21 protein-coding genes are annotated in these 26,365 nt (G+C 65.9%); 8 read left to right on the top strand and 13 right to left on the bottom strand.

What is annotated here, in order from left to right:
• The first annotated feature begins 81 nt into the window (after positions 1–81).
• Positions 82–522: a (2Fe-2S)-binding protein gene (locus tag AC3G88_RS19330; protein ID WP_488773365.1), complete on the top strand. Its 441-nt coding sequence runs from the start codon at positions 82–84 to the stop codon at positions 520–522.
• Positions 506–2,689, top strand: a complete 2,184-nt coding sequence (locus AC3G88_RS19325; RefSeq protein WP_488773366.1) for a xanthine dehydrogenase family protein molybdopterin-binding subunit — start codon at positions 506–508, stop codon at positions 2,687–2,689. Before AC3G88_RS19330 ends, AC3G88_RS19325 begins: the two co-directional genes overlap by 17 nt.
• A gap of 52 nt (positions 2,690–2,741) precedes the next feature.
• On the opposite strand, the gene AC3G88_RS19320 is transcribed toward AC3G88_RS19325, so the two are convergent.
• From AC3G88_RS19320 to AC3G88_RS19305, 4 genes are all read right to left on the bottom strand, one after another.
• Positions 2,742–3,590 carry an IclR family transcriptional regulator gene (locus AC3G88_RS19320; protein WP_488773367.1) on the bottom strand — a complete coding sequence of 283 codons (849 nt, stop codon included), beginning with the start codon at positions 3,588–3,590 and terminating at the stop codon, positions 2,742–2,744.
• Positions 3,591–3,619: 29 nt separating this feature from the next.
• Positions 3,620–4,750, bottom strand: a complete 1,131-nt coding sequence (locus AC3G88_RS19315; protein WP_488773368.1) for an FAD-dependent monooxygenase — start codon at positions 4,748–4,750, stop codon at positions 3,620–3,622.
• Positions 4,751–4,908: 158 nt separating this feature from the next.
• Positions 4,909–6,291 carry an amidohydrolase family protein gene (locus tag AC3G88_RS19310; protein ID WP_488893786.1) on the bottom strand — a complete coding sequence of 461 codons (1,383 nt, stop codon included), beginning with the start codon at positions 6,289–6,291 and terminating at the stop codon, positions 4,909–4,911.
• Positions 6,292–7,653 (bottom strand): nucleobase:cation symporter-2 family protein, encoded by a 1,362-nt coding sequence (locus AC3G88_RS19305; RefSeq protein WP_488773370.1) that lies wholly within the window; start codon positions 7,651–7,653, stop codon positions 6,292–6,294.
• Positions 7,654–7,864: 211 nt separating this feature from the next.
• Here AC3G88_RS19305 and AC3G88_RS19300 point away from each other — a divergent pair, with 211 nt between their 5' ends.
• A complete protein-coding gene (locus AC3G88_RS19300; protein WP_488773371.1) occupies positions 7,865–8,818 on the top strand; it encodes an AraC family transcriptional regulator in 954 nt (317 codons plus the stop codon).
• 100 nt (positions 8,819–8,918) lie between these two features.
• Here the strand turns inward: AC3G88_RS19300 and AC3G88_RS19295 are convergent, their stop codons facing one another.
• The 5 genes from AC3G88_RS19295 to AC3G88_RS19275 are packed head-to-tail and all read right to left on the bottom strand — an operon-like array spanning position 8,919 to position 14,269.
• On the bottom strand, positions 8,919–9,992 hold the full coding sequence (locus AC3G88_RS19295; RefSeq protein ID WP_488773372.1) for a CobW family GTP-binding protein: 1,074 nt from the start codon (positions 9,990–9,992) through the stop codon (positions 8,919–8,921).
• A complete protein-coding gene (locus AC3G88_RS19290; RefSeq protein ID WP_488773373.1) occupies positions 9,989–10,615 on the bottom strand; it encodes a UbiX family flavin prenyltransferase in 627 nt (208 codons plus the stop codon). Before AC3G88_RS19290 ends, AC3G88_RS19295 begins: the two co-directional genes overlap by 4 nt.
• Entirely contained in the window at positions 10,612–12,897 is a 2,286-nt protein-coding gene (locus tag AC3G88_RS19285) for a xanthine dehydrogenase family protein molybdopterin-binding subunit (RefSeq protein WP_488773374.1), read from the bottom strand. The genes AC3G88_RS19290 and AC3G88_RS19285 overlap by 4 nt, the downstream gene beginning before the upstream one ends.
• Positions 12,894–13,409: a (2Fe-2S)-binding protein gene (locus tag AC3G88_RS19280; protein WP_488893781.1), complete on the bottom strand. Its 516-nt coding sequence runs from the start codon at positions 13,407–13,409 to the stop codon at positions 12,894–12,896. The genes AC3G88_RS19285 and AC3G88_RS19280 overlap by 4 nt, the downstream gene beginning before the upstream one ends.
• Positions 13,409–14,269 (bottom strand): FAD binding domain-containing protein, encoded by an 861-nt coding sequence (locus AC3G88_RS19275; RefSeq protein WP_488773376.1) that lies wholly within the window; start codon positions 14,267–14,269, stop codon positions 13,409–13,411. Before AC3G88_RS19275 ends, AC3G88_RS19280 begins: the two co-directional genes overlap by 1 nt.
• 190 nt (positions 14,270–14,459) lie before the next feature.
• Here AC3G88_RS19275 and AC3G88_RS19270 point away from each other — a divergent pair, with 190 nt between their 5' ends.
• Positions 14,460–15,359 (top strand): LysR family transcriptional regulator, encoded by a 900-nt coding sequence (locus AC3G88_RS19270; protein ID WP_488773377.1) that lies wholly within the window; start codon positions 14,460–14,462, stop codon positions 15,357–15,359.
• Positions 15,360–15,437: 78 nt separating this feature from the next.
• Here AC3G88_RS19270 and AC3G88_RS19265 read toward each other — a convergent pair whose 3' ends face one another.
• From AC3G88_RS19265 to AC3G88_RS19250, 4 genes are all read right to left on the bottom strand, one after another.
• Positions 15,438–16,826: a nucleobase:cation symporter-2 family protein gene (locus AC3G88_RS19265; protein ID WP_488773378.1), complete on the bottom strand. Its 1,389-nt coding sequence runs from the start codon at positions 16,824–16,826 to the stop codon at positions 15,438–15,440.
• 218 nt (positions 16,827–17,044) lie between these two features.
• The gene (locus AC3G88_RS19260) at positions 17,045–18,484 is read right to left on the bottom strand and encodes a UbiD family decarboxylase (protein WP_488773380.1); all 1,440 of its coding nucleotides are present in this window, start codon (positions 18,482–18,484) and stop codon (positions 17,045–17,047) included.
• A gap of 123 nt (positions 18,485–18,607) precedes the next feature.
• Positions 18,608–19,531, bottom strand: coding sequence for an amidohydrolase family protein (locus AC3G88_RS19255; RefSeq protein WP_488893780.1), 924 nt, complete (start codon positions 19,529–19,531; stop codon positions 18,608–18,610).
• 40 nt (positions 19,532–19,571) lie between these two features.
• Entirely contained in the window at positions 19,572–20,474 is a 903-nt protein-coding gene (locus tag AC3G88_RS19250) for an amidohydrolase family protein (RefSeq protein ID WP_488773382.1), read from the bottom strand.
• 387 nt (positions 20,475–20,861) lie between these two features.
• Between AC3G88_RS19250 and AC3G88_RS19245 the strand changes: the two genes are divergently transcribed.
• From AC3G88_RS19245 to AC3G88_RS19230, 4 genes are all read left to right on the top strand, one after another.
• Complete coding sequence (locus AC3G88_RS19245; protein WP_153948269.1) at positions 20,862–21,695, top strand: p-hydroxycinnamoyl CoA hydratase/lyase; 834 nt, start codon at positions 20,862–20,864, stop codon at positions 21,693–21,695.
• Between the two features lie 61 nt (positions 21,696–21,756).
• Positions 21,757–23,208 carry an aldehyde dehydrogenase gene (locus AC3G88_RS19240; protein ID WP_488773383.1) on the top strand — a complete coding sequence of 484 codons (1,452 nt, stop codon included), beginning with the start codon at positions 21,757–21,759 and terminating at the stop codon, positions 23,206–23,208.
• Between the two features lie 61 nt (positions 23,209–23,269).
• Complete coding sequence (locus tag AC3G88_RS19235) at positions 23,270–25,180, top strand: feruloyl-CoA synthase (protein ID WP_488893779.1); 1,911 nt, start codon at positions 23,270–23,272, stop codon at positions 25,178–25,180.
• Between the two features lie 47 nt (positions 25,181–25,227).
• Positions 25,228–26,331, top strand: a complete 1,104-nt coding sequence (locus AC3G88_RS19230) for a porin (RefSeq protein WP_488773385.1) — start codon at positions 25,228–25,230, stop codon at positions 26,329–26,331.
• The last annotated feature ends 34 nt before the right edge of the window (positions 26,332–26,365 follow it).

The raw sequence follows: 26,365 nt of genomic DNA, 5'->3' as shown, positions 1-26,365 counted from the left end.
CGTATCCGGCCGCACCGCGCGCAGTGCGCGGTGGCATGCGGCCGTCTTTTCTTGCACTGTCGAGGCCAAAGCGAGGCAACCATGGATTTTGTGTTGAACGGGAAGGCGACACACTTCGCCGGCGACGGCGATACGCCGCTGCTCTGGGTGATACGCGACGATGCCGGGCTCACCGGCACGAAGTATGGCTGCGGCATCGGCGCATGCGGGGCATGCACGGTCCATGTCGACGGCCACGCGCAGCGGTCGTGCGTGACGCCTGTGTCCGCCGTGGCGGGGCGCAACGTGACGACGATCGAAGGGTTATCCCCGGATCGCTCGTCAAAGGTACAACAGGCGTGGATCGCCAAGGATGTGCCGCAGTGCGGGTACTGCCAGTCCGGGATGGTCATGGCGGTCAGCGCGCTGCTCAAGCAGAACCCACATCCCACCGACAAGGACATCGACGCGGCCGTGAGCAACCTGTGCCGCTGCGCCACGTATCACCGCATCCGGGAGGCGATCCATGCCGCAGCAAAATGACATGCCGATGCGTGCCACACGGCGCGGCTTCCTCAAGGGCAGTATCGCGGTTGCGGGTGCACTGTGCATTCCGCTGCCGGTCCTGGCCAGCCGCACCGTGGACAGCGGCCCGCATGGTACGAACGAGATCACCGACTGGATCTGGATCGAGCCCAATGGCCGGATCACGCTTGGCTTGTCCCAATGCGAATGCGGGCAGGGTGTCTACACGGGCATGCCGCAGGTGCTTGCCGACGAACTCGATGCGGACTGGCAGAACATCGCGGTGACGTTCGTCACCGGGCGCGATGCCTACCGTACCGGGGCGGCGTACGAGGAGCCGCAGCAGTTCGTGGGCGCGTCGATGTCCGCCACGCTGTTCTACCAGCGCCTGCGGATTGCCGGCGCGCAGGCGCGCGAAGTGCTGATGATCGCGGCGGCAAGGCGGCTGCAGGTGCGCCCGGGCCAGTGCCATACCGACAAGGGGCGCGTCTACCATGGCGCCACGGGGCGATCGCTGTCCTATGGCGAACTGGCCGAGGAGGCCGCGAAGCTGCCGCTCAATCCGACCCCGCGCCTGAAGAACGAGGCCGCGCACAAGCTGATCGGCAAGGATCTGCCGCGCATCGATACCCCGGCCAAGGTCGACGGCTCGGCCCGGTTCGGCATCGACGTGCAGGTGCCGGACATGCTGTACGGCGCCCTGAAGATGCCACCCACGGTCACCGGCAAGGTGACAGGCATCCGTAACGCCGATGCGGTGAAGGCGATGCCGGGAATCCAGGCCGTGGTGCAGGCGCCCGATGCGGCGATCGTCGTGGCGACAAGCTACTGGCTCGCAAAGAAGGGCGCTGACGCGCTGGAGATCGATGTGGACCCGGGCGCGTCAAAGGACCTGGACAGCGACAACATCATGGCCGCACGCCAGGCTGCGCTGGGCGCACCCGAAGCGGTTGTCGCCACCCGGCTTGGCGACCCCGACGCGGTACTGTCGGCGGGTGGCCGGATCGTCGAGGCCGACTATCACACGCCATACATTGTTCACGCGACGATGGAGTCGGTGAATGCCACCGTGCATGTGCGCGATGACGCGATCGAGGTCTGGGGGCCGATCCAGGGGCAGGACTTCGTGCGAAACGCGCTGGGCAAGCTGTACAGCCGCAAGCCCGAGACGGTGATCGTGCACACGACGTTCCTGGGCGGAAGCTTCGGCCGCAAGTTCCTGCCGGACTTCGTGATCCATGCCGCGCGCGCCTCTGCCGCGGTCGGAAAGCCCGTCAAGGTGATCCGCTCGCGCGAGGACGATATCCGGCATGGCTTCTACCGCCCTGGTGTCTCTGGACGTTTTCGCGCGGTGCTCGACGACAAGGGCATGCCGGTAGCCATGCACGCGCGCATGACCGGCCAGTCGCTCTATGGCGTGATCAAGGCCGAGCGCATGGCCAGGCAAGGTGGCTGGGACGAGACGATGCTGGAGGCCATCTACGATTGCGTCTACCGCGTGCCGAACCTCAAGGTCGACATGATCGACGTGAAGCAACCGATTCCCGTGAGTTTCATGCGCAGTGTTGGCTCGACGTCCAGCGTTTTCATGCTGGAGAGCTTTGTCAACGAGATGGCGGATGCCGCCGGCATCGATCCGTATCGCTACCGGCGGGCGCTGCTGGCCCACAACCCGTTGGCACTGCGCACGCTCGACGCGGCGGCAAAGGCCGCCAACTGGGATCGCAAGCCCGCGGCCAATGTCACACGCGCCTTCACGTTCAATCTCTACACCGGCCGTGGCGAGGCATTCCAGACCTACGTGGCCATGGCGCTGGAGCTCGAGCGCGCGGGCAAGTCATTCGCGGTAAAGCGGGTGGTGTGCGCGGTGGAGTGCGGCAGGGCCATCAATCCCAATCTGATCCGGGGCAACATCGAGGGCGGGATCGGCTTTGCGCTGACGAATACGCTCAATAGCGAGATCACCTTCAAGGCCGGCGTGGTGCAACAGAGCAACTTCCACGACTATCCGTTGCTACGTCTGTCGGACATGCCGAAGATCGAAGTCGTCATCGTCGACAGCGATCGTCCGCCGCAGGGCTGCGGAGAGGTTTCGCTCGGGCCTGTCGCCCCGGCCGTGGCCCATGCGCTGTACAAGGCAACCCGGTCGCGACATCGGTCGATGCCGATGAAGATGGAAGCCTGAAGCCGGGCGGCGCAGCGTGACGCGCCGCCCGTTATCTCGTGGCCCTCTACCTCTAGGGCTTGCGATACCCCAGTAGCGCCGACAGATCCCTGGCAGCGGCCTTGACCTCCTTCTCGGCCCGTTCGCGCAACGCGCCATCGACTTCGAAACGCTGCTGTGGACCCGCCACGCTGATCGCCGCGATGACATTGCCGCCGGCGTCGCATACGGGTGCCGCGCACGAATCAATGCCAGGTTCGAAGGCCGAGAAGCTCCATGCGCAGCCGCGTTCGCGGTCGGCCGCGAGAATGTCGGCGAGCCGCGCATGGGTGGCCGGGCTCTGCCGCGTGACCGTCGGCAGGGGATCGTCGCCGAGCCGTGCCCGCAGCTCTTCGGCGGAAAGATGGGCAAGCAGCATGCGGCCAGGGGTGGTCAGGTGCGCCGGCACGCGGCTTCCCACCTGGATGTTGCTCACCAGCCCGGTGTCAGGCATGTCGCGCAACAGGTAAAGGACGTCTCCGCCATCCGGCACCGCGAGATAGGCCGAAAGCTTGAGCGAGCTGCTCAGTTGCGCGAGTATGCGCCGCGCGAAGGTCGTCAGGTCGTTGGCAGCCAGCACGCGCGAGGCCATCTTCAGGAACGCGAAGCCAACCGTGTGGCCGCCCTGCGGAAGGCGCTCGACCATGCCCTCGTGCTCCAGCGTGTCGAGCAGCCGCATGACGGTCACGCGGTTGACGTCGATGCGCCGGCCCACTTCACTGAGGTTGGCAGTGGAACCGCCCTCGGCGATGAAGCGCAGCAGGCGCAGGCCGCGCATGACCGGTGTCACCAGTTGCGGCGATGCGCCGGCTGCATCGGCGGCGGCGTCGGCGTCGGCGTCGGATTCGGAAGGGCGGTTGCGCAAGGAAGCGGACGTGGGCATGAATGATCGGGCGATGACGGGGAACGGCCTCAGTGCAGCGCCGTGTTCCAGGCGTCGTAATCGTACACCCAGTCGGCATTGCCGCCGGCCTTGAGCCACTCATTGCCGCGCGATCCGATCTGGATGCGGCTGGTACGTGCGTGACGGGCTGACTGGTAGCGCGCCAGCGCAGCGGGAACGTCGGCAGTGCTGGCGTCGGCGAGGCAGCGCGCCAGGACCACGCCGTCCTCGATGGCCATGCCGGCCCCTTGCGCCATGAATGGCATCATCGGATGGCAGGCGTCGCCCATCAGGGTGATGTGCCCCGCGGACCATGCGGGCAGTGGGTCGCGCACGTACAGCGCGGAGATAAGGACGTCGTCGCAGGCGTCGAGCAGCGCCCGTGCATCGGGATGGAAACCCGCATAGGCGGCACGCAGGTCTTCCACGCGGCCCGGCGTGGTCCATGACTCGTTGCGCCAGCTCTCCTGTGCGACGGTGGCAAACACAAAGATCTCGCGGCCCCGGTTCAGCGGGAACGTCACGATCTGGCTGGTCGCTTCGGGTCCCCACCATTTCGTGAACGCCCCGATGTTCGGAACGCCTGCAAGGCGCTCGGCAGGCACCACCGCCCGGTAGGCGACGACACCGGTGAACGTGGGATGCTCGTCGCCGAGGATCGCCCGACGCACGACGGAATGGATGCCGTCGGCGCCGATCAACACGTCCACGTCGTCGCTGGACCCGTCGGAAAATTGCACGGTGGCACCGCGCTCGCGCGGGACGATCGCAATGGCCTTCGATGCCAGCTTCACATTGGCCGCGGGGACTGCCGCTTCGAGTGCCGACATGAGGTCGCCCCGGTGCATCGTCAGCTGAGGGGCGCCATAGCGGCGCTCGGCTTCATCGGACATGGCCAGGCGCGATGTTTCTTCGCCGCTGTCCCAGATCCGGCTGATGCGATGCGTAGGGCGAGCGGCCGTCTCGCGGAGTGCATCGCCGATGCCGAGCCCGTCCAGTGCGCGCACCGCGTTGGGGGTCAGGTTGATGTCCGCGCCGACACGCGCAAAGCGGGGCGCCTGCTCATACACGACGACGTCCATGCCGAGCTTGCGCAGGGCAATGGCCGCCGCCAGCCCGCCAATGCCGGCGCCATTGATGCCGATCCTTCCTTGAATCATGGGATGCTCCTGTCTGTTCAAAAATGAACGTAATGTTCATAAAACAGTCGCATGTTTGCGGGGGGCCGTCAAGCGCTGCGGGGGATACACAGCCGTTCCGGCTTCCGGAACCCGGGGCTCGGCCGGTAACGGCCGTTGACGGCCCCGGGGCGCGATGGCTAGGGCAGCAAGGTTTGCAAGGCCGCCTGGGCGTCGCGCCGCAGGCGTTCGATGTCGAGCCCGACCACGGCACCGTCACGCACCACGTGCCGGCCGCGCACGAACACGTCGCGCACCGGCGTTGGCTCGCCGGCCGCAACGGGCGCCGTGGCAATGTCGTGGAAGCCGGCAAAGCGCAAGCCGCTGACGTCGTAGATGGCCAGGTCGGCGGACTGGCCCGGCTGGAGCGTGCCGATGCCTGGCAACCCGAGCACCTGCGCACCACCGGCCGTGCCCCAGTGGATCACCTCTTCGACGCGTGTCTGCGATGCGCCGCCCAGCGCACGATGGATCAGCCAGGCGAAATTGGCTTCGTGGACCATGCTGCCCGATTCGTTCGACGCGACGCCATCGACCCCGATCGACACCGGCACGCCGGCGTCTGCCATGGCACGCACCGGCGCGATACCGCTGCCCAGCCGCGCGTTGCTGACCGGGCAGTGCGCCACGCCGGTCGCCGTCTGGCCGAGCATGCGGATCTCGTCGGGTGTCACGGTGACCAGGTGGGCGAACCACACGTCGGGGCCCAGCCAGTCGTGATCGGCCACGAACTGCACGGGCGTGCAGTGGAATTTTTCGGCGCAGAAGCGCACATAGTTGTCGGTTTCCGACAGGTGCGTATGGAGCCGCAACTGCATGCCGCGCGCGAACGCCGCCACTTCGCGCAGCATCGCGGGGGGCATCGAGAACGTGGGTGTGGTAGGCGCCACCACCACGCGCCGCATCGCGTCGGGGCTGGCATCGTGATAGCGCGACTTGAGGCGTTCTATGTCGCCCAGCATTTCGTCGAACGTTTCGGGCACCAGTGCCGTGGCGCGCATGCCAGGATGATTGGCCTTCGATTGCACGGCGCCACCGCGACACAGCACCAGGCGCATGCCGAACTCTTCGGCCACGTCGAACAGCACATCGCCCGTTTCGGCGCCATGGCCGTGGTGATACAGGTAGTGGTGGTCCGCGCAGGTGGTGGTGCCCGACAGCAGCAGTTCCGCCATGCCCAGCCGGACGGCGGTGCGGAAGCTGTCCGGCGTGAAGCGGTCCAGCCGCGGATACGGCACGCTGGCCAGCCATTCCTGCAGATCGGCGTTCATGCCCGCGGGCACGGCCTTGAGCAGGTTCTGGAACAGGTGGTGGTGCGTGTTGACCCAGCCGGGATAGATCACGCAGCCGGTGGCGTCGATCACGGCTTCATCGGACTGCGGCGTCAGGTTGGCGGCCAGTTCGGCCACGCGGCCGTCGCGGATGCGGATATCCACGGCACCGGCCCGGGCGTTGGCACCGGCGCGGCCGGTCATGACGGCGGCGGGGCCGCGGATCAGCATCGGACTTGTCGTCGTCATGATTCAGACCTCCGGAAAGTGTTCGGGCACCACGGCGTGCTGGGCCGGCTCGACGCTGTCGTCGCGCGCCGGAATGCCGTTGAGGACGAGATTCAGAAGCACCGACACTACGCACGAGATGATCACGCTGCTATGCAGGAACGGCTGCAGCGGGGCGGGCAGCTTTTCCAGCAGGTTCGGCATGATCACGGGCATCAGCGAGCAGGCCAGCGTGATGGCCACCACGCTCAGGTTGGCGGGTTCGCGTTCGTAGTCGACCTGGCCAAGCGTGCGTATGCCGGCGGCTACCACCACGCCGAACATGACGATGGTGGCGCCGCCCAGTGCGGCGGCCGGAATCGACGAGAACAGCGCGCCGATCTTCGGCACGAGGGCCACGGCGCACAGCATGACGCCGCACACGGCCACCACCCAGCGGCTGCGCACGCCGGTGACGATGACCAGCCCGACGTTCTCCATGAAGGCGATGAACGGGAAGGCGGCGAACATGCCACCGATGGCGCTGGCGAGACCGTTCGCGCGCAGGCCCGCCGTGGCTTCCTGTTCGGTGACAGGCCGCTTGACGATGTCGCCGATGGCGACGAACAGGCCCATCGATTCCACCATCTGCACGACCATCACGATCACCATCGTCACGATAGCGCTGGCATGGAACGTCGGCATGCCGAACGCGAACGGCGTGACCATGGTGAACCAGGGCGCGCGGGCCACTTCGTCGAAGTTGCCCATGCCCATGAGCCAGGCGGCCGCGCCGCCCAGCATCAGGCCGATCAGGACGGCAAGGCTGCGCACCAGCCGGCCGCCGTGGCTGTTGGTGAACAGGATCAGCGCTACTGTGCCGAAGGCGACGATAAAGAACAGCGGCGAGCCGAATTCCTTCGCGCCATGGCCGCCGCCAGTCCATTGGTAGGCCACCGGAAACAGCGACAGGCCCACCGAAGTGATGATGCAGCCGCTGACCACTGGCGGAAAGAACCGCTTGAGCCGTCCGATCACGGGCGCGAGGAACATCGTCACCACGCCCGCTCCGATCACCGCGCCGCAGACGCCGGTAAAGCCCAGCGACGGATCGGTGCCGATGGCGATGACCGGTCCTACCGATCCGAACGCCACACCCTGCATCAGCGGCAGGCGCACGCCGAACTTCCAGAAGCCCACCGTTTGCAGCAGCGTGGCAATGCCGGACGTGAACAGCGCGGTACTGATCAGCAGTGTGGTTTGCGCCGGCGTCATCTTCAGCGCGCCGGCGACGATCATCGGCACGGCGATCGCGCCAAGATAACTCACCAGCATATGCTGGAAGCCCAGCGAGATCATGGCCCGCGCGGGCAGGATCTGGTCGACGGGATGGACGGGGGTTGACATGGCTCTCTCCTGCCTTGGACGTGTGGGGTGTGCACCCAAGGTAGCGAGCCCGCAACCGCGTGCGTAGCAACATTGCGAAGGCGGGCGCACGGAACCGAAATACAGCGGGTTTTCCTTAGCTTGCATGAAACGTGCATGGCTCCCTAGCATGCACACATTCCCTGCCGTTCGTCCCTCCGTTTGCACCATGGGCCATCATGCTGCACCAAGAATGAACACTGCGAGCCATGCGCGTGCACTGGATCACGTGCAGGCGCTGTCCGCGCGCGTGTTCGGTCCCACGCGGCTGCACACGGACGATGCCGACCCGGAAGTGGCGCTGCAAAGCTGCCAGATCGGCCACCTGACCCTGGCCACCACGCGCTATGCGCGCGACATGATGGTGGAGCCGGTGCCCGGCAAGGACGAGTACGTGATCCAGACCGTGATCTCGGGCCAGTGCAACGTCGAGGTCGAAGGCGTATCGGTCACGATGGAGCCCGGTAGCACGTGGGTGTTCTCGCCATCGCTGTCCGTGCGGCTGCGGCTGGAAGCCGGATGCGAACGCTTCAGCGTTGTGGTGCGGCGGCATGCGCTGGAGGATGCGTTCCGTGCGTGCTTCCACTTCGATCCACCGAGCCCCATGTTGTTTGCATTGCAGCCGTTGCCCGATGCCCAACGCGCCGGACGCTGGCGCGCCTTGATGACGTGGATGCGCACCGAAGCCGCAATGCGCGAGGGCCGCCACGGCCTGCCCGCCGTCGATGCGGCCATCGAACAGCTTTGCCTGAATACCTTGCTGGTGGACCATTTCGGCGAGGACGGCAGCCTGCTGCCGCGCGGCTATCTGCCATCGTTGCCGGCCTATGTGCGTCGTGCCATCCGGTACCTGCGCGCCAATCTGGACAAGCCGGTGATGATGCAGGAACTTGCCGCCCATTGCGGCGTGTGCGAACGCACATTGCAGCTTGGCTTCCGCAAGAGCAAGAACACCACGCCGATGGAATACCTGCGTGTGCTGCGCCTGCAGGGGGCGCACGCCGACCTGCAACGCGCGATACCCGGCCCGGGCGTGGTGTCGACCATCGCATTGCGGCACGGGTTTACGCACCTGAGCCTGTTCGCGCGCGAGTACCGGCGCGAATTCGGTGAATCGCCTTCGGCCACGCTGCGTCGCGCGGGATAAAAAAATGACGCAGCCGACGTGAGACGGCTGCGCCATCAAAACACCCGCCAGTATCGTGGCGGGGTCCCAGAGCGGGTCTGGCCGCGTTGGCGGCTGCGTGCTATGCGGGTAGTGGCGTGGGCTGGCACACGCCCAGCAGCGTCTGCAGCCGCGCCCGGTCGAGATTGCGGCCGATAAAGACGAACTTGCTTTCGCGAGGCAGGTCGCCCCATGCGTCTGCCGGATGGAAGTCCATCAGCCGGTGCACGGCCTGGAGCACGTACCGCCGGTCGTCGTCGTGCACGGCCACGATGCCTTTCATGCGGAAGACGTCGTCGCCTTGCGCGGCCAGCAATGCGCGCAGCCCGTGTTCCAGCCGCTGGCGGTCGAACGGCGTGTCGAACACCAGCGAAACCGACGTGACCGACGGATCATGTCGATGTGCGGGGTCGTTCTCGTCATGGCCGTGGTCGCAACGTTCGTCGCAGACGTGGTTGGCGTCGTGGTGATGGGCGTGGTCATCGTCGGGCAGTCGCGCGGCACCGGTCGTGAAGCCGCCAATGCCGAGAATGCGCGACAGATCCACCTGCGCGTAGTTGGACGGCAGGATCTGCGCGCCTTCGTTCAGGTGATGCAGCCGGTGCGCCAGCGCGTCCAGCCGCTCGGCGCTCACGAGGTCGGACTTGTTCAGGATGATGCGGTCGGCGGCTACGATCTGGTCGAGGGCCTGGTTGTCGAAGCCGGACAGCTGCGGATCGTCGAGATGGTCTTCGATGTGCACCGCATCGACCAGCGTCAGGATGCCGTCCAGGGTGACCTGCTTGGCCACGTCGTTATCCATGAAGAACGTGGCGGCCACCGGTGTCGGGTCGGCCAGGCCACTGGTTTCCACCAGGATATGGTCGAATCGCTTGGGACGCTCCAGCAACTTCCGCAGGATGGCCACCAGATCGGTCCGTACGTCGACCACGCAGCAGATGCAGCCGTTTGTCATTGTGTAGATTTCTTCGTCGGACGTCATGACCAGATCGGAATCGACATCGACCTCGCCAAACTCGTTCTCGATCACCGCGATGCGGTGCCCGTGCTTCTGCGTCAGGATGTGGTTGAGCAGTGTGGTTTTTCCCGACCCCAGAAAGCCGGTCAGGATGGTGACGGGTACCGGCGGCTGGGTGTGGCGATGCAATTCGTTCATGGTGTCTCCCGGGTGATGACTTCGGCGTTGACGGCGGCAAGTGTGGTGCGCATGCCGGCCCAGCGCGAGAGCAGGCCTTCATGCGGAATGTCGAACAGGTCCAGAACGCGGCCCACGGTGTGGTTGACGATGTCGTCGACGTGCTGCGGATGGGTATAGAACGCTGGCATCGGCGGCATCACGATGGCCCCCATTTCGGTGACGGTGGTCATGTTGCGCAGATGCACCAGGTGCAGCGGCGTTTCCCGCGCCAGCAAGACCAGCCGGCGGCGTTCCTTGAGCATGACGTCGGCCGCGCGCGTGATTAGGTTGTCGGCCAGCCCGGTGGCCACGGCGGCCAGTGTGCGCATCGAGCAGGGCGCCACCACCATGCCGTCGCAGCGGAACGACCCGCTGGCCACGCTGGCGCCGATATCGCGCACGTTGTGCACGACGTCCGCCAGCCCTTCCACCTGGGCGCGTTGCAGGCCCAGTTCGTGATGCACGGTGAGCAGGCCGGACGGCGAGCAAACCAGGTGCGTTTCCCAGCCGTCGATCATCCCAAGTGCCTGCAGCAGCCGCACACCGTACGCCGCGCCGCTGGCGCCGGTGATGGCTACCACCAGCCGGCGCGTCGTGTTCATGGGCGGGCCTCCGTCGCGCGCTTTGCCGCCAGCGCCTGCAATACCTGCTCGGGCTTGATCGGATAGTGGCGGAAGCGTACGCCGATGGCGTCGAACACGGCATTGGCGATGGCTGGCCCGATGGCGACGATCGGATCTTCGCCGACGCCCTTGGCACCGAACGGGCCGCCCGGGTCGGGCGCGGCTTCCAGCAGCACGGTGTGGATCTCCGGCATGTCCATGGCCAGCGGCATCTTGTAGTCGACGAAATTGGCGTTCAGCGACCGGCCCGTCGTCATGTCGATCTGGTAGTCCTCGTAGAGCGTGTGACCAATACCCTGCTGTATGCCGCCCTCGATCTGGCCCGCGGCGGCAATCGGATGAATCACCTTGCCGATGTCGTGCACGGGAACGACCTGCTTCACGGTGACAAAGCCGGTTTCGGTATCGACTTCCACTTCGACGAAATGGGCGGCAAACGAGTACGACTTGGTGGGGTGATAAGTGGCGGTGCCCACCAGTTGTGCGGCGGGCAGGCCCTTGCGCGGCATCACCGCTTCGCGCACGGTCATCGTCGGGCCCAGGCGGCCGCGCACCGAGATCACGCCGTTCGCGATATCGAGGTCGGCCGGTTCGGCTTCCATCTGTTTCGCCGCGCGCGCCAGCAGCTGCGTCTTGATGTCGCCGGCCGCCATCTGCGCGGCGCGTCCCACCATGTAGGTGGTGTGGCTGGCGAATGCGCCGATGTCCCACGGTACGACGTCGGTGTCGCCGTGTACCACGCTGACCGATTCGAACGGAATGGCCAGTTCTTCGGCCACGATCTGCGCCAGCGCCGTATGCGCGCCTGTGCCCAGGCCGGCCGCGCCGGTCAGCAGCACCACGGTGCCGTCCTCGTTCATCTTGACAATCGCATTGGCCTGCTCCTTGATGCCCGGATACGCGCTGCTGCCGTGCATCTCGCAGCCGATGCCCCAGCCGCGCCGGAGCACGCCGCGCTGCTGGCGCGTTTCGGCACGGCGAACGTTCCAGTCCACCACGTCCATGCCCTTGCGGATGCAGGCTTCGAGACCATGGCCGATGAGCGGGTGATTGGACGGTGCGATATCGCCGTCACGCACCGCGTTGCGCAGCTTCAGTTCGGCCGGATCGACGCCCAGTCGTTCGGCGGCCTCGTCCATCTGGATGTCAAGCGCGTAGTACGTCTGCACCACGCCATAGCCACGGAATGCGCCGGCAATGGGGCTGTTGGTGTAGACGCAGCGGCCTTCCAGCCTGATGTTCTCGCATCGATACAGCGACACCATGGCCGCCGTGCCGACATTGGTCACGCCGGGCCCGTGCGAACCGTACGCACCGGAGTTGAAGACCACCTTGGCTTCGCGCGCGGTGATGGTGCCGTCGTTGCGAAAGCCCTGCCGCAGCCAGACCTTTGCCGGATGGCGCGTGCGCCCACCCAGGAAGGTCTCTTCGCGGGTGTATTCCATCCGTACCGGACGATGCGTCTCGCGCGCGAGCAGCGCGCACAGGAACTCGGCCTGGAAAAGATCCTGCTTGGCGCCGAATCCGCCGCCCATGTGGTCCACCAGCACCCGCACCTTGTGCAGCGGCAGGCCCAGCACCTCGGCCATGATGCCGCGCACCATGAACGCGGTCTGCGTCGAGATCCACACCGTCAGGTTGCCGTTGCCGTCCCACTTGCAGGTCAGCACGTTCGGTTCCATGTAGGCCGGCGTGGGACGGCCGCCTTCGTAGACGCCTTCGAGGATGAAGTCGGCTTCGGCAAAGCCCTTGTCCACATCGCCGCGTTCGATCCTGACCGGCGGAAGTACCAGGTTGCCGCCCGGTTCGCGATCGTGGATCAGCGCGGCGCCTGGCGCCGCTGCGTCTTCCACGGTGAAATACGCCGGCAGTGCTTCGTACTCGACCTGGATCAGTTCGATGGCGCGTGCCGCGATGTCCTCGCTGGTGGCCGCAACGGCCGCGACGCCTTCGCCCCAGTAGCGCACCTTGTCGTCCAGGATGTACTGGTCGCACGTGACCGACGCCGAGCGCGGATGCGGCGAGCCCGCATGCAGCACGCGCGGCACGTTTTCATGCGTGAGGATCGCCTTGACACCCGGCAGCGCCAAAGCGGCAGACGTGTCGATGCCGACGATGCGCGCATGCGCCACATTGCATCGCTTGAGCCTGGCGTGCAGCAGGCCAGCCATCGGCATGTCCGATACGTACTTGGCGTTGCCGGTGACCTTGTCCAGCAGGTCGGTACGCTTGACGCTGTGTCCTATCACGGCGTGGGTCATCGTGCGTTCTCCGTCAGTGCGCGAGCGGCGTCGCCATCCGGACGGCGCATGGCCTCGGCGGCCCGTTCCACCGCTTCGATGATCCGGGTGTAGCCGGTGCAGCGGCAGATGTTGCCCGCGAGGGCAAAGCGGATTTCCTGCCGCGTTGGCTGCGGATTGGCGTCGAGCAGTGCCTTGATGGCGACGATGAATCCGGGCGTGCAGAAGCCGCATTGCGCGGCGCCGCAGCGCATGAACTGTTCCTGTATGGGATGCACCCGATCGGCGGCGGGCTGGATGCCTTCGATGGTGACGATCTTGCGGCCGTGGGCTTCTGGGGCTAGCATCAGGCAACTGTTCATCGGCGCGCCGTCGACCAGGATCGTGCACGACCCGCATTCGCCCACATCGCAGCCCTTCTTTGTGCCGGTCAGTCCGGCGTCGTCGCGCAGGGCGTCCAGCAGGGTACTGTTGGGTTCCACGGCGAGCTCGCGGACTTCGCCGTTGATATCGACTTCGATCAGCTTGCGCATCACAGCATCTCCAGGGCTTGGGCGATGGCGCGGCGCGTCAGCACCCCCACCATTTCGCGGCGATATTCGGCGCTTGCGCGCACGTCGCTGATGGGCCGCGCATCTTCCATGGCGGCATGCGCGGCCTGCAGGACCAGCGCGTCGGTGACGGGGCGATGGCGCAGCACCGCTTCGGCATGTCGGGCGCGAATCGGCGTGGGGCCGACTGCGGCCAGCACGATGCCAACGTCGGTGCAATGCCCGCCATCGACCGTGACCGACACGGCCACGCCGACGGTGGCCAGTTCCATCTGCACGCGCCGTCCGTGCTTGATGTAGGCCTTGCCGGTGTGCGGGGCCGGCGCGGGAATGGTGATATACGACACGAGTTCGTCGGGTGCCAGCGCGGTCTTGCCGGCGCCAGTCACAAAGTTCTCCACGGACATCGAACGCGAGCCTTGCAGGCCGTACAGATGCACCGACGCGTGGTCGGTCATCAATGGCGCGAGCGAATCGGCCGATGGCGATGCGCGGCACACATTGCCCACCACCGTGGCGCGGTTGCGTACCTGGATCGATGCGAAGTCCGTGACGGCCTTGGCCAGGCTGGCGTAGTGGCGGCGCACCGCGTAGGACGTTTCCACCTCGCGCGTGGTGACCAGCGCCCCGATGCGCAGGCCATCGGCCGGATGGAACGCCAGCACGTCCATGCCGGGAATTTTCTTGATGTTGATGACGTGCGAGGGCTGGCGGTGCGATTCCTTGATCTGCACGAGCAAGTCGGTGCCCCCGGCCAGCACGCTGGCACGGCCGCCACAGCGATGCAGCAGCGCCGAGGCCTCTGCAAGCGTGGCGGGTTCGAGATATTCAAACGCTCTCATCTTCGCTCCTTTGGGGGTGCTCGCGGCCCGTGCAGCGCATGTGTTTGCGGCTGACCGTGCTTGCATCATGGTTCGCGGCCCATCATCGGTAAATACCCATAACGGGATTTATTGATCGTGTTACCCTCTGAATCACTGCCGCGACACCGTTGAGGCGGACCACAGAGCAGGGGGAGACATGCCGGTCAACATGAGCGTTTCGCTGCGGCAACTGCGCGCCTTCGTGGCTGTTGCCGAAGAACTGCATTTCACGCGCGCGGCGGAGAAGCTGAACCTTTCGCAGTCATCGGTCAGCGCGCTGATCCACGAACTGGAAGGCAACCTGGGCATCAAGCTGTTCGACCGCCACACACGCCTGATGCAAATCACGCAGGCCGGTGCGGAACTGCTGCCAATGGTCAGGAAGGCCGTGGCCGACATCGACAGCGTGATCGACACTTCGGCCGAGTTACGGTCGCTGGGGCGCGGGCGAGTGTCGATTGCCGCGTCATCGATCCAGGCTGCACTGATGCTGCCGCGTTTCATTCGTGAGTTCTGCGTGGGCCATCCGGGCGTGAAAGTGGAACTGCATGACGTCGCCGAAGACGAAGTGCCCCGCATGGTCAGCGCGGGCGAGGTCGACTTCGGTATCGGCACGATTCCTGAAGGTCAGCCCGACCTCAGCGCGCACCGGCTATCGTCCGACGCGTTCGTGATCGTGATGCCGCCCAGTCATCCGCTGGCACGCCGGCGAGCGCTGACGTGGGAAGACGTGGCGAAGCTGCCGGTCATCGGGCCGCACCGCGGTAATCCCATTCGCGACTGCCTGGATGCCGCACTGGCCATGCGCGGCATCTCGCTGACGCGCGTGCACGAGGTGTTCCTGCCGCTCACGATGGTAGGTATGGTCGATGCCGGATTGGGCATCGCGGTGATGAGCACGGCCGTCACGCGCCTGACGTCGGCGCTGGGCCTGGTAACAGTCATGCCGCAAGACCCCGTCATCTCGCGCGAGATCAGCCTGCTTGTGCATACGGACCGATCCCTGTCACCACCCGCGCAGACGTTCCGCGATCTGTTGATGCGACATCGCAGCGATCTGGGGAAATAGAAAGGACGCGTGCAGCCGCCGCGCCCTTGCTTCCGGCCCGTCTCACGTACGTGGGGCACGAGCGAAGGCCACGCGCCGCTACGCCACGTTCTTCGCCAGCAACTGGGGGGCACGCTCGGTGCGGACGTTGAACAGCAGGTTCAGCAGCACCGCGCACAGGGTGCCGAGCAGGATGCCGTTCTGGCAGAATCTGGCCAGCAGTTCGGGAAGCTGTGCGAAGAACCTGTCCGCCACCAGCGGAATCATCCCCAGCGCCACGCTCACGGCAACGATGTACGCGTTCTTCTTGTTTTCCACGAAGTCCACGTGCCCCAGTATGCGCACGCCCGTGGCCGCCACCATGCCGAACATCACCAGTGCGGCGCCGCCCAGCACGTATTGCGGAATCGACGCGGCGAAGAACGCGAGTTTGGGCAGGCAACCCAGCACGATCAGGATGCCGCCGGCCGTGGCGCATACCCAGCGGCTGCGTACGCCGGTTACCTGCACCAGCCCCACGTTCTGCGCATACGACGTGTAGGTGAACGTGTTGAACACCGCGCCCACCAGCGCGCCCACGCCATCGGCGCGCAGGCCGCGCGCCAAGTCCTCGGGCGTGACCGGACGTTCCACGATTTCGCCCAGCGCCAGGAACTGACCCACACCTTCGATCATGATCACCACCATGACAACGCACAGCGTGATCGACGTCATGGGGTCGAAGGTGGGCCATCCAAAGTGGAACGGCGTGATCAGTGCCACCCAGTCGGCCGCATGCACGCCGGCAAAGGTGACCTTGCCCAGCACCACGGCGATCGCGAATCCCACCGTGATGCCGATCAGCACGGCAATATTGCAGAGGAAGCCCTTGAAGAACGCGATCATGCAGAGCACCGTCAGCAACACCACGGCAGCGATGCCGATATGCAAGGGCAGGCCGTAGGCGGGATTTGGCACAGGGCCTGCGGCTGTGTTCAGCGTGGGGTTGCCGCCCGCTGCCCAGTTCACACCGACACGCATCAGCGAAATGCCGATCACCAGTACCACGGTGCCTGTGACCACGGGCGGAAACCAGCGGATGAGCCGGCTTACGTACGGTGCGGCCAGCAACGTAAACACGCCGGCCACCATCACTGCCCCAAAAACGGCCGGCAGCCCCAGCGACGGGTTCGTGCCGGTGGCGATGATCGGTGCGATGGCCGTGAACGTCACGCCCATCATCACAGGCAGGCGGATGCCGATCTTGCCGATGCCGATGCTCTGGATCATCGTGACCAGGCCGCAGCAGAACAGGTCCGCCGCGATCAGGAACGCGATCTGGTCCTTGGGCAGATGCAGCGCACCGCCGATGATCAGCGGCACCGCAATTGCGCCCGCGTACATCACGAGCACGTGTTGCAGGCCAAGCGCGGCGAGCCTGAGCGGGGGCAAGACTTCATCGACCGGGTGCGCCGGGCCGAACCCATGGGGGGTGGGGTTGTGGGTCATGCTGTCTCCTTCGTCTTCCAGGCCGGTGTTGCCCGCGCGGTTGGTTCGGAAGGGGACAGCAGCTGTATCCCCATGGTCTGCGCCACGTGTTCCCGCCACCTGCGTGTCATTGTCAGGGCAGCATGCCAGCGTCCGGACATTGGGTAAATGGGGCGTTTGGATGAATGGATCGGGTTGTCCGATCAATGCCGCGCGCCTTCGATCAAGTGCTGTGAGACTCAGTGTTTTCCCGAATCCATGCGCGCGAGCAGCGCGGCGGCACGCGCCATCGCATCGTCATCGATCCGTGCGCGCACGCCGTCGAAGTGCGGCCCGCGCGTGGCGTCGAGTCCCATGCGCGACGTCGTGCCGACACCCGAAGCCGACGGGTCCAGCGCGCTGCCGGGCAAGCCGTCCACGATCACCACGTCCAGATGCGGCTGCAGATGCGTGGCCAGGGCCCAGAGCACCTGCTCGTCGTTCGTGATGTCGATGTCGTGATCCACGGCAACCACGGTTTTCAGGTACGGGTCCCAGCCAAGGAGGCCCAGCATGACCTGGCGCGCCTCGCCCGGGCGCGACTGCCGCAGTGCCACGTACGCATGAAAATGCGTGCCCGAGCTGGGATAGTGCACGGCGGTGACCGACGGAAATCGCTCCTTGAGCTTTTCCACCATCTCGGATTCGCGCGGAATGCGCCCCAGGTTCAGGTGCTCTGCCGAATTGCCGCCGACCACGTCGACCAGCCACGCGTCGCTGCGCCGCATCACGGTCTCCACGCGCAGCAGGTTGTTGGTGGAGCGATCGGACGAGTAGCCGGTGAACTCGCCGAACGGCCCTTCGTCCACGCGCGCGCCGGGATCTAGCACCCCTTCGAGCACGATTTCCGCATGCGCCGGGACCTCGATGCCGTATCGCGGCGTGCGCACGACTTCGAGCGGTGCACCGAACAGCCCGCCCGCCACCTGCCGCTCATCCACGCCATAGGGCAGACGTGCGGCGCCGGCCAGCATGAACAGCGGATGCGCGCCGATCACCATGGCCACGGGCAGCGGCTTGCCCAGTTCGGCCGCACGCTGGTACATGCGCCACAAGTGGCCGCGCGAATGCAGGCTCGTGGCGATCTCGGTGGGCGAATGCAGCATCGAACGGTGGTAGCTGGCGTTGCCGATGCCCAGCTCCCGGTCTTCGGCGATCAGGATGGCGTTGGTGATATACGGCCCGCGATCGGTGGCGAAATGCCGGATGGCAGGCAAGGTGGTCAGGTCCACCTGCTCCTGCACGATGCCGGTTACCGCGCCCGCATCCAGCACGCGGGGCAACAGCAGGCGTCGCGCGCGCGCCTGGTACTCGGCATGGATGCCGCTGGGCGAGACGCCGAGCATGCGGCCCACGCGTTCACGCGATGCGAACAGGTTGGTCACCAGCGGCGCGCCCAACCGGGCCACGTCGTCGAACTTCACGACGGGATGACGCTGTTGCGCGGCCAGCGCCCATACCAGCGCGGTGGGGTCCTGGTTGGCGGTGACCGGCTCGCGCACGGTCAGGACATCGTCGGGAAATGCCGCGCAATAGGCGGCCAGGAAGGTGTGAAAGTCCTGCGAGGTGTCTTCGAACACCGGGCCGGACCCCTGGCCGGCATGTCGCGCGATACCTGGCAGGGAAGTTGAGGCAGTCATGGCATGGCTCCGCTTGGGATGCTTCAACGGGACACCGTTGCCGCGCACGGGCGCGCGTCGAGGTTGACGACGCGCCCGTGTGTGACCAGACGGGAAGGAAAAACGTCAGTGGCTGCGGCCGGATCAGGCGTAGATGTGCTTGCTGGCGTAGGTGTCTTTCAGGCGTGCCTGAGCGTCTTCCTGGGTTTTCGGCGGCGGCGTGGTCTCGATGCCGACCAGGCGGGCGATGTTGTTGCCCATGTAGTCCTCCAGGCCGTCCTCATCGAGATCCATGCCTTGCGGCGCGGGGCCGCACAGCATCTCCAGCTCGCGCAGCCACATGCCGGGTTCGTTTGGCGGCGTGTCGGTGCCGAACACGATCTTGTCGCGCGGCAACTGGCGTGCGAACTCGACAATGCGCGACTGGAAGCACCAGCCCGATTCGCAATACACGTTCGGCGTGTCCATGGCCATCCAGAACGCCTCGAACGAATAGTTGCCGCCGGTCTGGATGCCGAAGTGTCCGATGATGAAGTTGACCATCGGAAATTCGCGGATGACCGGATAGAACATCGTCGGAATAGTGTAGGGTCCGTCGCCGGTATGGATCAGCACCACGATGTTGTATTTGGCGCAGACCTTCATGGCGGGACGCAGCCAGTCCAGTGCGCGGTCCGGGCGGTAGCCGTGCATGTTGGCATGCAGCTTGAGCATCTTGAAGCCATATTCCTTGACGTGGAATTCCAGCTCCTGCGCGCCTTCCTCCGGGCCCCAGCGCGGGTTGAACGTGAAATTGCCGATAAAGCGGTCCGGGTACTTCTGGCACAGGCTGGCCACATAGGCCATGTAGTCGCGAATGCCCTCGCGGCCGCGGCGGTTGCCATCGCGATAGCCGGTGTTGCCCGGCGGCGGCTGGATGAATCCCATGTCGATGCGGCGCGGCTTGCCGTTGATGATGTTGGGGCCGTCCATCATCTTGAGCAGGCGTTCGCCGGTGAACGGCTCGCCCGTGTGCCGCCAGGCCTCGTCGACAAGGTTGGTCGGGTGCAGGTGGGTGTCGATGATCATGTTCGTATGCTCCGTCGGAATCTCTTGGGGGTGTCCGCGTTCATGCGGCCAGGCGCGCTTTCGCTTCTTCCAGCGAACGCGGCACCGGCGTCGGCGCCAGGCCGATCATGCGGGCAACGTTGTTGCCGAGGTAGTCCTCGAGCGTGTCCTCATCGAGATTGAGTCCCTGGGGCGGTTCGAAGCACAGCACCTCCAGCAGGCGCAGCCACATGCCGGGTTCGTTCGGGGGCGTGTCCGAGCCGAACAGGATCTTGTGCCTTGGCAGCACCTTCGCGAACTCGACGATGCGCGATTGCAGGCACCAGCCGGATTCGCAATAGACGTTAGGCATGTCCATGGCCATCTGGAACGGCTCGAAACAATACACGCCGCCGGTCTGCACGCCAAAATGGGCCATGATGAAGTTGATGGTCGGAAACTCCTTCATCATCGGCACCCACTCGGTGGGAATGCTGTAGGGGCCGTCGCCAGTGTGCAGCTTCACCAGCACGCCCAGTTCCGCGCATTTCTGCAGGGCGGGGCGCAGCCAGTCCAGCGCGCGATCCGGCCGGTATGCGTGCATGTTGGCCTGGAACTGCACCATCTTGAAACCGAGCTTCCTCACATAGTGCTCGATGGCATTGACGCCATTTTCCACGCCGCACCGCGGGTTGTAGACAAAGCAGCCGATGAAGCGGTCCGGATACCTGGCCACCATCTCGCGCGTGTAGGCCATGTAGGCGTCGATGGATTCGCCGCCCGACTTCACGCCATCGGTATAGGTGTAGATCGTGTTGCCTTGCGGCGGCTGGATGAACGCCTTGTCGATGCGACGCGGCTTGCCGTTGATCGTGAACGGGCCATCCATCATCTGGATCAGACGTTCGCCCGTGAACGGGTCGCCGTCATGGCGCCAGGCCAGGTCGACCAGATTGGTCGGATAACAGCTGGTGTCGATGATCATTGAGATTCCCTAACGAAGACTCTGGTGAAAGGCTTGGAGTCCTGCCAGGGGCGGTGGGACCGGTCGGGTCATGGCGCCACTGACGGGAACTCCGTCAGTGAGCAATCTCCAGATGAACCTCGCGGCATTGCGCCGCTGCTGTTCGATCGACCGCTTCTACCCACGCGTTCGTTATATAGCGTGCCGCCGACGCACGTCAAGCGCGACGTGTGGTGCGATGCACGAAGCGCGAGCGCGCCATCCTCGGCATCGGCGGCGCCGTCTCCTTGCGCTCATCATGGCCGCATCGGGGTTTACGCGCAGAACGGAAATTCCGCTTGAGATATCAGGTAGGTTGATAATACACTGACAAACATCGCGAAACCGGATTACCGAGGAGAAGCAGAGATGGCTGATTACGAAGGGCGCTGGAAGGCTGTGAAGGTCAGTGTGGAAGCGGGCATTGCGTGGGTGACGTTCAACCGTCCCGAGAAGCGCAACGCGATGAACCCGACGCTGAACGCCGAGATGGTTCAGGTGCTCGAAGCGCTGGAACTGGATGCCGACGCCAAGGTGCTGGTGCTGACCGGCGCGGGTGACGCCTGGACGGCGGGCATGGATCTGAAGGAGTACTTCCGTGAAGTGGATGCCGGTCCGGAGATCCTGCAGGAGAAGATCCGCCGCGATGCGTCGCAGTGGCAATGGCGGCTCCTGCGCATGTACAGCAAGCCGACCATCGCCATGGTCAACGGCTGGTGCTTTGGCGGCGGCTTCTCGCCGCTGGTTGCCTGCGATCTGGCCATCGCCGCGGACGAGGCCACCTTCGGCCTGTCGGAGATCAACTGGGGCATTCCGCCCGGCAACCTGGTCAGCAAGGCCATGGCCGATACGGTCGGTCACCGCAAGGCGCTGCACTACATCATGACGGGCGACACCTTCACCGGCAGCGAAGCCGCCGCGATGGGCCTGGTCAACGAGAGCGTGCCGCGCGCCCAACTGCGCGAGCACACGATTGCGCTGGCCGCAAAGCTGCTCGAGAAGAACCCGGTGGTGCTGCGGGCGGCCAAGATCGGCTTCAAGCGCAGCCGCGAACTGACGTGGGAGCAGAACGAGGACTACCTGTACGCAAAGCTCGACCAGGCGCAGCTGCGCGATCCCGAGCACGGCCGCGAGCAGGGCCTGAAGCAATTCCTCGACGACAAGTCGATCAAGCCGGGCCTGCAGGCTTACAAGCGCGCCTGAGCGGCCGTCAACCCCCGATCGAGACGGCGGCCCAAAGAGCCGCCGCCAGGAGACAACGCTGATGAACGAACTGACCATGCTGATTGGCGGGCAGGATCGGCCCGCCGCCAATGGCGCCACCTTCGCGCGCCGCAATCCGCTGAACGATGCCGTGGTGTCGCGCGCCCCGGCCGCCACGCTCGCGGATGCCGATGCCGCCGTCAATGCCGCCGCGGCCGCCTTCCCGGCGTGGGCCGCACTGCTGCCGGGCGAGCGCCGCCGCCGGCTGCTGAAGGCGGCCGACCTGATGGACCAGCGTACGCAGGACTTCATCCGCATCGGCGTGGCCGAGACCGGCGCCATGCCGAACTGGTACGGCTTCAACGTGATGCTGGCGGCCAACATGCTGCGCGAGGCCGCCGCGATGACGACGCGCATCGAGGGCAGCGTGATTCCTTCGGACGTGCCGGGCAGTCTGGCCCTGGCCGTGCGCCAGCCGTGCGGCGTGGTGCTTGGCATCGCGCCGTGGAACGCGCCGGTGATCCTCGGCACCCGCGCCCTGGCGATGCCGCTCGCGTGCGGCAACACGGTCGTGCTCAAGGCATCCGAGGCGTGCCCTGGCGTGCATCGTCTGATCGGCACGGTGCTGCAGGAGGCGGGGCTTGGCGACGGTGTCGTAAACGTGGTCACCAATGCGCCGGAGGATGCGGCGCAGGTGGTCGAGCGGCTGATCGCGCATCCGGCCGTGCGCCGCGTCAACTTCACCGGCTCCACGCACGTGGGCCGCATCGTTGCCGAGCACGCGGCCCGGCACCTGAAGCCGGCGCTGCTGGAGCTGGGCGGCAAGGCGCCGTTGCTGGTGCTCGACGATGCGGACCTCGATGCGGCAGTCGATGCCGTGGCCTTCGGTGCGTTCTTCAACCAGGGGCAGATCTGCATGTCGACGGAGCGTGTGATCGCCGACCGCAAGATCGCCGACCGCTTCGTCGAGAAACTGGCCGCGAAGGCGAAGACACTGCGGGCTGGCGATCCCGCCGATCCGGCCAGCGTGCTGGGTGCGCTGATCAGCAAGGATGCCGCGCGGCGTATCGCCGCATTGGTGGAGGACGCGCGCGCGCAGGGCGCAAACCTGCCCGTGGGCTTGCACGCAGACGGCGCGATCCTGCAACCGGTCATCGTCGACGGCATTGCACCGGGCATGAAGCTCTACCGCGAGGAATCGTTCGGTCCGGTAGTGACGGTCGCGCGCGTGGATGGCGACGACGAGGCGGTGCGTATGGCCAACGACAGCGAATATGGCCTCTCCGCGTCGGTATTCAGCCGCGATGTGTCGCGGGCGATGTCGGTTGCCCAACGGATCGAATCGGGTATCTGCCACATCAACGGCCCTACTGTGCATGACGAGGCGCAGATGCCGTTTGGCGGCGTCAAGTCGAGCGGCTATGGGCGCTTTGGCGGCCAGGCGGCCGTGGCCGAATTCACCGACCTGCGCTGGATCACGATCCAGAACACCCCGCGCCACTATCCGGTCTGATCCGGCGGCCGACCCACAGACTCCCCGTAGAGGGAGGCAACACTACAGTGAGGAGACAGACGTGAAAAACGTCTCGACGCAAGGCCCCCCCGGCCACGGGGGCGCTGCCGTGTCCTACCGCGACGTCGCCATCGGGCGCACGGAGGCCGAGTTCCGCCGCGATGGCGAGATCTGGCGCGTGCGTTCGCGGGAAACGCTGCAGGGCTATCCGGAACGGATGTCGGATTGCCTCGCCACCGGCGCCGCCCGTCACCCCGCGCGCGTGCTTGCGGCGCAGCGCGGCCCCGACGGCAACTGGATCAACATCACCTATGCCGAGATGCTGGCGCGTGCACGGTCGATCGGGCAGGCGCTGCTGGACCGTTCGCTGAGCGCCGAGCGGCCGCTGCTGATTCTCTCCGGCAACGATCTCGAGCATCTGCAACTGGCGCTCGGCGCGCTGTGGGCTGGCGTGCCGTTCTCGGCCGTATCACCGCAGTATTCGCTGGTCTCCGGCGATTTCGGCAAGCTGCGGCACGTGTTCGATCTACTGACGCCTGGCCTGGTCTACGCCGCCGATGGCCCCGCGTTCGCGCGCGCTATCGAAGCCGTGGTCCCTGCCGGCGTCGAGGTCGTGACCCGTGACGGTCATCTGCCCGGCCGCGCCGCGACGTCGTTCGATGTGCTGGTACAGACGCGTCCCGGCAGCGTTGACGCTGCCAACGCGGCGGTGGGTCCCGATACGATCGCCAAGTTCCTCTTCACCTCTGGCTCCACGCGGCAGCCCAAGGCGGTAACGACCACGAACCGGATGCTGTGCAGCAACCAGCAAATGCTGCGCCAGGCGATGCCGGAGCTCGGCCGTGTACCGCCGGTCCTGGTGGACTGGCTGCCCTGGAGCCATACGTTCGGCGGCAGCCACAACGTCGGCATCGTGCTCTACAACGGCGGCACGCTCTACATCGACGGTGGACGTCCGTTGCCGGGCGGCTTCGATGAAACGCTGCGCAATCTGCGCGAGATTGCGCCCACGATCTACTTCAACGTGCCGAAGGGTTGGGAGGAACTCGGCAGGGCGCTGGAACAGGATGCCCGGCTGCGCGAGACGTTCTTCTCGCGCGTCAATCTCTACTTCTTCGCCGCCGCCGGCCTCTCGCAGGAAGCGTGGGACCGCCTGGAGCGCGTCACCGAGGCGCATTGCGGACAGCGCATCCATATCATGTCCGGCCTCGGCATGACGGAAACCGCACCGTCGAGCATGTTCACCACGGGTCCGGTCGCGCGCTCGGGCTATGTCGGCCTTCCGGCCGCGGGCTGCGAGCTGAAGCTGGTGCCGGCCAACGGCAAGTTCGAGGCGCGTTTTCGCGGGCCGCACGTCATGCCGGGTTACTGGCGCGCAGAGGCGGACCCCGACCGGCAGGTGTTCGACGAGGAAGGCTACTACTGCACTGGCGATGCGCTGCGCTTTGTCGATCCCGAACGGCCGGAGCTGGGTTTCCAGTTCGACGGGCGCATTGCCGAGGACTTCAAGCTCAGCACCGGCACGTTCGTGAGTGTCGGACCGCTGCGCGCGCGCGTGATCGGCGCCGGCGCGCCTTACGTCCAGGACGTGGTGATCGCGGGCGCGGACCGGGACGAGATTGGTCTGCTCGTCTTCCCGCACCTGGCGGAATGCCGCCGCCTGGCTGGCCTGCCGGCGAACGCGGGCACGCGCGAAGTGCTGGCGTCCGCGCCGGTGCGCGAAGCGTTCTCGACGATGCTGCGCAAGCTCGACCTCACGGCCACGGGCAGCGCCACGCGCGTCAGGCGGCTGCTGTTGCTCGAAGCGGCGCCGTCGCTCGATGACGGCGAACTGACCGACAAGGGCTCGATCAACCAGCGTGCGGTGCTAACGCGCCGCGCCGCGCTGGTCGATGCGCTCTACGACGACGCCGGCAGCGATAGCCGCGTGATCCGTTTGCACGAAGCCGCGCCACAGAGCCGGCAAGCATGACAACAGCAACGCCGACAACGATCGGCCATGACAAGAGGAGACAGCAGATGAAGTTTGGACGGGCAGGTCTGGCAGCGCTGGCGGCAGCGCCGGCCATCGCGGGCGCGCAATCGGTGACGCTCTATGGCGTCGTCGATACCGGCGTCGAGTACGTCAACAACATCGGCACCGCGAAGAACAGCGTGGTGCGCATGCCAACGCTGACCGGCACGGTGCCGTCGCGTTGGGGGCTGCGCGGCACCGAGGATCTCGGCGGTGGCCTGAAAGGCGTGTTCGTGCTCGAGTCCGGGTTCACGCCCGACGCCGGCGCGTCGGGGCAGGGTGGGCGTCTGTTCGGCCGGCAGGCGCTGGTCGGACTCTCCGGGCCCTGGGGCCAGGTCGGGTTCGGTCGCCAGTACACGATGCTGTTCTGGGCGACGCTGGACGCCGACATTCTTGGCCCGAACGTCTATGCATCGGGCTCGCTCGACAGCTACCTGCCGAATGCCCGCGCCGACAACGCGATTGCATACAAGGGCACGTTCAACGGCCTGACGGTGGGGGCCACCTACAGCTTCGGCCGCGACACGGTCAATGCCGGACCGAGCCCGACGGGCCAGAACTGTGCCGGCGAGAACCCGGCGGACAAGCGGGCGTGCCGCGAATGGTCGGCGATGCTGCTGTACGAATTCAAGGGGCTCGGTCCGACGATCGGCCTGTCCGCCGCCTACGACTCGTTGCGGGGTGGGCCCGGTGCGTTCGGGGGGCTCACAAGCAGCAGCTTCACGGACGACCGCCTGTTTGTTGGCGGCTACGCGATCTTTTCGCGGACCAAGGTCGGCCTCGGCTGGATTCGCCGCGACAATGATGGCAGCCCCACGCCGCGCAGCGACATGATCTACGGCGGCGTGTCCCACGACGTGACCCCGGCTTTCAACGTCGCCGGACAAGTCTATTACTACAAGTTCCACAACAGCGATAACAAGGCGATGCTCTACGCGCTGCGCGGCACCTACGCGTTCTCGAAGCGCACGTCCGTCTACGCGACAGCCGGCTACATCAATAACAGCGGCCAACTGACCCTTTCGGTCAGCGGCGGCGCCACGGGTTCCAATACCGGCCCGGGCGGCCAGCAGTTCGGCGTGATGACCGGCATCAAGCATATTTTCTGACCTCCGCCTGCAGGAGGCAGACCGGGGCGCCACG

The sequence above is a fragment of the Cupriavidus sp. 86D6 genome (genome assembly GCF_057815095.1).
Note: the sequence above shows the minus strand (reverse complement) of the source record. Positions and strands in the feature narration are given on the sequence as shown.

Coding starts and splice junctions, on each gene's coding strand:
- AC3G88_RS19330 (WP_488773365.1), top strand. CDS start 82: ATGGATTTTGTGTTGAACGGGAAGGCGACACACTTCGCCGGCGACGGC.
- AC3G88_RS19325 (WP_488773366.1), top strand. CDS start 506: ATGCCGCAGCAAAATGACATGCCGATGCGTGCCACACGGCGCGGCTTC.
- AC3G88_RS19320 (WP_488773367.1), bottom strand. CDS start 3,590: ATGCCCACGTCCGCTTCCTTGCGCAACCGCCCTTCCGAATCCGACGCC.
- AC3G88_RS19315 (WP_488773368.1), bottom strand. CDS start 4,750: ATGATTCAAGGAAGGATCGGCATCAATGGCGCCGGCATTGGCGGGCTG.
- AC3G88_RS19305 (WP_488773370.1), bottom strand. CDS start 7,653: ATGTCAACCCCCGTCCATCCCGTCGACCAGATCCTGCCCGCGCGGGCC.
- AC3G88_RS19300 (WP_488773371.1), top strand. CDS start 7,865: ATGAACACTGCGAGCCATGCGCGTGCACTGGATCACGTGCAGGCGCTG.
- AC3G88_RS19295 (WP_488773372.1), bottom strand. CDS start 9,992: ATGAACGAATTGCATCGCCACACCCAGCCGCCGGTACCCGTCACCATC.
- AC3G88_RS19290 (WP_488773373.1), bottom strand. CDS start 10,615: ATGAACACGACGCGCCGGCTGGTGGTAGCCATCACCGGCGCCAGCGGC.
- AC3G88_RS19285 (WP_488773374.1), bottom strand. CDS start 12,897: ATGACCCACGCCGTGATAGGACACAGCGTCAAGCGTACCGACCTGCTG.
- AC3G88_RS19280 (WP_488893781.1), bottom strand. CDS start 13,409: ATGCGCAAGCTGATCGAAGTCGATATCAACGGCGAAGTCCGCGAGCTC.
- AC3G88_RS19275 (WP_488773376.1), bottom strand. CDS start 14,269: ATGAGAGCGTTTGAATATCTCGAACCCGCCACGCTTGCAGAGGCCTCG.
- AC3G88_RS19270 (WP_488773377.1), top strand. CDS start 14,460: ATGAGCGTTTCGCTGCGGCAACTGCGCGCCTTCGTGGCTGTTGCCGAA.
- AC3G88_RS19265 (WP_488773378.1), bottom strand. CDS start 16,826: ATGACCCACAACCCCACCCCCCATGGGTTCGGCCCGGCGCACCCGGTC.
- AC3G88_RS19260 (WP_488773380.1), bottom strand. CDS start 18,484: ATGACTGCCTCAACTTCCCTGCCAGGTATCGCGCGACATGCCGGCCAG.
- AC3G88_RS19255 (WP_488893780.1), bottom strand. CDS start 19,531: ATGATCATCGACACCCACCTGCACCCGACCAACCTTGTCGACGAGGCC.
- AC3G88_RS19250 (WP_488773382.1), bottom strand. CDS start 20,474: ATGATCATCGACACCAGCTGTTATCCGACCAATCTGGTCGACCTGGCC.
- AC3G88_RS19245 (WP_153948269.1), top strand. CDS start 20,862: ATGGCTGATTACGAAGGGCGCTGGAAGGCTGTGAAGGTCAGTGTGGAA.
- AC3G88_RS19240 (WP_488773383.1), top strand. CDS start 21,757: ATGAACGAACTGACCATGCTGATTGGCGGGCAGGATCGGCCCGCCGCC.
- AC3G88_RS19230 (WP_488773385.1), top strand. CDS start 25,228: ATGAAGTTTGGACGGGCAGGTCTGGCAGCGCTGGCGGCAGCGCCGGCC.